The organism is Thermogutta sp. (assembly GCF_014359955.1).
GTDB lineage: Bacteria > Planctomycetota > Planctomycetia > Pirellulales > Thermoguttaceae > Thermogutta.
Window position 1 is genome coordinate 1 of the sequence record NZ_JACIYL010000526.1, and the last position, 3,155, is coordinate 3,155.

Annotated in this window: 4 protein-coding genes; 3 read left to right on the top strand and 1 reads right to left on the bottom strand. The window is 57.6% G+C overall.

Features of this window, described 5'->3' with window-relative positions; translation table 11 throughout:
• Together H5U08_RS13930 and H5U08_RS13935 are read left to right on the top strand one after the other, a co-directional pair.
• On the top strand, positions 1 to 397 hold a 397-nt coding region (locus tag H5U08_RS13930), incomplete at its 5' end, for a hypothetical protein (protein ID WP_297034261.1).
• Between the two features lie 10 nt (positions 398 to 407).
• On the top strand, positions 408 to 1,424 hold the full coding sequence (locus H5U08_RS13935) for an ABC transporter ATP-binding protein (protein WP_297034263.1): 1,017 nt from the start codon (positions 408 to 410) through the stop codon (positions 1,422 to 1,424).
• Positions 1,425 to 1,507: 83 nt separating this feature from the next.
• Here H5U08_RS13935 and H5U08_RS13940 read toward each other — a convergent pair whose 3' ends face one another.
• Positions 1,508 to 2,296, bottom strand: a complete 789-nt coding sequence (locus H5U08_RS13940; protein ID WP_297034265.1) for an aldolase/citrate lyase family protein — start codon at positions 2,294 to 2,296, stop codon at positions 1,508 to 1,510.
• Positions 2,297 to 2,592: 296 nt separating this feature from the next.
• On the opposite strand from H5U08_RS13940, the gene H5U08_RS13945 reads away from it, so the two are divergent.
• Positions 2,593 to 2,964, top strand: coding sequence for a Rieske (2Fe-2S) protein (locus tag H5U08_RS13945; RefSeq protein ID WP_297034268.1), 372 nt, complete (start codon positions 2,593 to 2,595; stop codon positions 2,962 to 2,964).
• The last annotated feature ends 191 nt before the right edge of the window (positions 2,965 to 3,155 follow it).

Consider the following 3,155-nt stretch of genomic DNA (forward strand, 5'->3'; position numbering starts at 1 on the left):
GCAGGTGCAGCCGTACGATCAGGCATCCCGCGATGTCGCCTACATCCTACGAATGATGGGTTTTTATCAGGCGGCCGGGGGAAAAGCCTACACGCAGCTCTCTCACGAGTACTGGCCCAGCCTGGATCTGACGGATGCCGTTCTGAACGGAAGGGCCGTGCTGGTGGGGCGAATGCGGCAACCTCCCGACGCAAAGCCCCAACAGGCTGAGTTTGGAATTACACTGAAAAGTGATGATGAAGACTCCATTTCCATAAAGCGAAACAGCGACGTATTCTGGCGGTTTGTGTTGCCCGTACTTCCCCCCCAGGACGAAACTGGGGCGGCACAAACTGCTGGTCGTGAAAAAAACGAGTTAGAAAAATCAGGCAATCATCCAATCCTGGAACGCGAGTAGTGTGACGACAATGATTCAAAACACATTTTCAACGACGGCGGCCAGCCGTCCATCGCCCATGAATATCCAAAAGCCATCGAACGCCGATGACCGCCCCGTGGCTGTCAAGACGGTCGGTCTTACGAAGATTTACGGCCAGATTCGAGCTGTGGACCATCTCACGCTCGAATTGCGTCAGGGGGATTTGTTCGGGTTTATCGGGCCGAACGGTTCCGGCAAGACCACCACCATGAGGATTCTGGCGACGCTCCTTCAGCCGAGTTGGGGTGAGGCCTACGTATGCGATCATTCCATTTATACACACCCCAAGGAGATTCGCCGACTCATCGGCTACATGCCCGACTTCTTCGGCGTGTACGATGACATGAAGGTCATCGAATATCTGGAGTTTTTCGCCGCCGCTTACCGTATCAACGGGCCGAAACGCCGCCGTGTGTGCGAGGAGATGCTGGAGCTTGTCGAGCTGGGTTACAAGCGGGATGCACTCGTGACAAGTCTTTCCCGCGGCATGACGCAGCGTCTGGGACTTGCCCGAGTGCTGCTCCACGATCCCCAGGTGCTCATTCTCGATGAGCCGGCGAGCGGTTTGGATCCGCGGGCCCGCATTGAAATCCGGCAGCTCCTCAAGCGACTCCGACAGATGGGCAAGACGATCATGGTTTCCAGCCACATCCTGCCCGAGTTGGCTGACATCTGCAACAAGGTGGGAATCATCGAGCAGGGCGTTCTCAAGGTCTGCGGAGAGCTGGAGGAGGTGATGCGGCGAATTCGGGAGAAGATCACGCTGTGCATTGAATTATGGGATCAGCCGGACGGCGCCGCCCGTCTCCTCGACTCCCACAACCTGGTGGAGAGCGTGGATATTCGGCAAAACCGGCTGTATGTGACCCTCAAAAAAGGTGTCGAAGACTACCGGGAGTTGCCCCGCCTCCTGCTCGAACAGGGCTATGCCATCAAACTGTTCAAGGAGGAGGAAATCAATCTCGAGACCGCGTTCATGTTGCTCACCAAGGGCATGACCTCCTGAGGAGTCACAGGAGTAAAGTATTGCGGGCGGCAGACTCCCGGTCAGCAACACGCACGCGGGTTGCCCTACACATCCGCGGCGGTCTAGGACTCACGACCGGGGGTTGCACCGGAAAGTGCCGCGACATACTCGCGAGCTCGTTCGGTGAGCATACCGATGTCGGTCCCCACCGCGATCAGCCGCATACCCTGCTCAGCCCAGAATCGGGCTTCCTCCGGACTTCTCGCGTGAATTCCGGTTATCCGGCCGAAACGTTCACCCGCACCGATGACCTTCCGGACGTGCTCTGCAAAGGCGTGACTGACGTCGCCGGCGGGCGATTCTGCCCGGAGACGCGTCTCCAGATCGAGGGGACCTACCAGCAGCGCATCAAACCCAGCGACGGAAGCGATGGCTGCACAATTCTGGACGCCGCGAGGACTTTCGATTTGCAGAACCACCATGATTTCCTGATTTGCCCGCGCTAGATATTCCTCCAAAGTTGCCGCAAAGTGAAGGAAATGGAGGGCTCCTCCCGCGCTGCGGTTGCCGTCGGGTGGGAAGCGCGTCCCACGGACGATTTGCTGGGCCACTTCGGGCGTTTCCACCCTCGGCACGATGATCCCGAATGCCCCCGTGTCGAGGGCACGCTTGAGATAAAACGGCGTTCCCTCGGGGACCCTGATAAACGGGACGACATTGTTGTCGGCAATTGCCCCGACGAGGCGAGCGACGTCCGACCAGTCCACGGCCGCATGTTCCATGTCGACCGTCAGCCAGTCAAAGCCCAGCGACAAAAGAGCACGCGTGATGTAGTAGTTTCCCGACGTGATCCATGTTCCCCATGCGACCTGACCTTTAAGAATTTTGCTCTTAACAGCATTGCTTCGCATCGATATCGCTCCCAGGATCGGTTTTCCGAATGCAGCGCTGCACCCGTCGGTTTTTCCGCCGGCCAGGGGACGAAAATTTTTTTCTTGCCGGACTCATTAGAATTGAAAGACACGCCCAAAGCAGGCCTATTTTAACGGAGAATCATTTTACTCGGCGAGGCTAACATCCGAACTGACGCCAATGGATGGGATGAGAGTCGGCACGCCGGACACCGAAAGATTGAGGGCGAGCCGATTGGGAAAACCAGGGGCACCGATTCGGGTTTGATAACCGCCATTCAATCACGGAGTTGCCTGTGACGGATAGAAGTTTCGACTGGCATGACGAGCAGTGGTGGAGGGCAGTCAAACTGACCTCCTTGAAAGAGGGAGAAGGTTTCCTGTTTTCCGCAGAGGGCCATGACATCGCCCTTTTTCGTGTGGGAGAGGAAGTCTTCGCGGTGGACGATTATTGCCCGCACATGGGTGACTCGCTTTCTGCCGGATGGATTGATCAGGGGGCGGTCATTTGTCCCCGGCATATGTGGGCGTTTCGGCTGACCGACGGCCAGTGTCTCGATGTGGCCTCTCTTCGCGCGCGAACCTACCAGGTCGCGATCCGCGACGGGTGGGTTTACGTCAAAAAGCCCGCCGATCTTGAGGGCAGTCAGTCGGAGTCCAAGCAGTAGGCCTGGTCGTAAATCCTGCAGGGCCCGTGGGGTCAAGCCGAAGAAACTGTTCCCCCACGGGCGAACCGGCCGCATTCCGCCGGAGGCAGAAGACGGCTTTTTTTATTGCAAACGCTTGACGGGAATGAACGCCGTCGCTTCCCGGTCACCAGGAAGGACGCGCCGAATCGGGTGTGTTATTGCAGAGTCAA

Excerpts from the sequence above, each read along its gene's own strand:
- H5U08_RS13940 (WP_297034265.1), bottom strand. The coding sequence starts at position 2,296 with ATGCGAAGCAATGCTGTTAAGAGCAAAATTCTTAAAGGTCAGGTCGCA.
- H5U08_RS13935 (WP_297034263.1), top strand. The coding sequence starts at position 408 with ATGATTCAAAACACATTTTCAACGACGGCGGCCAGCCGTCCATCGCCC.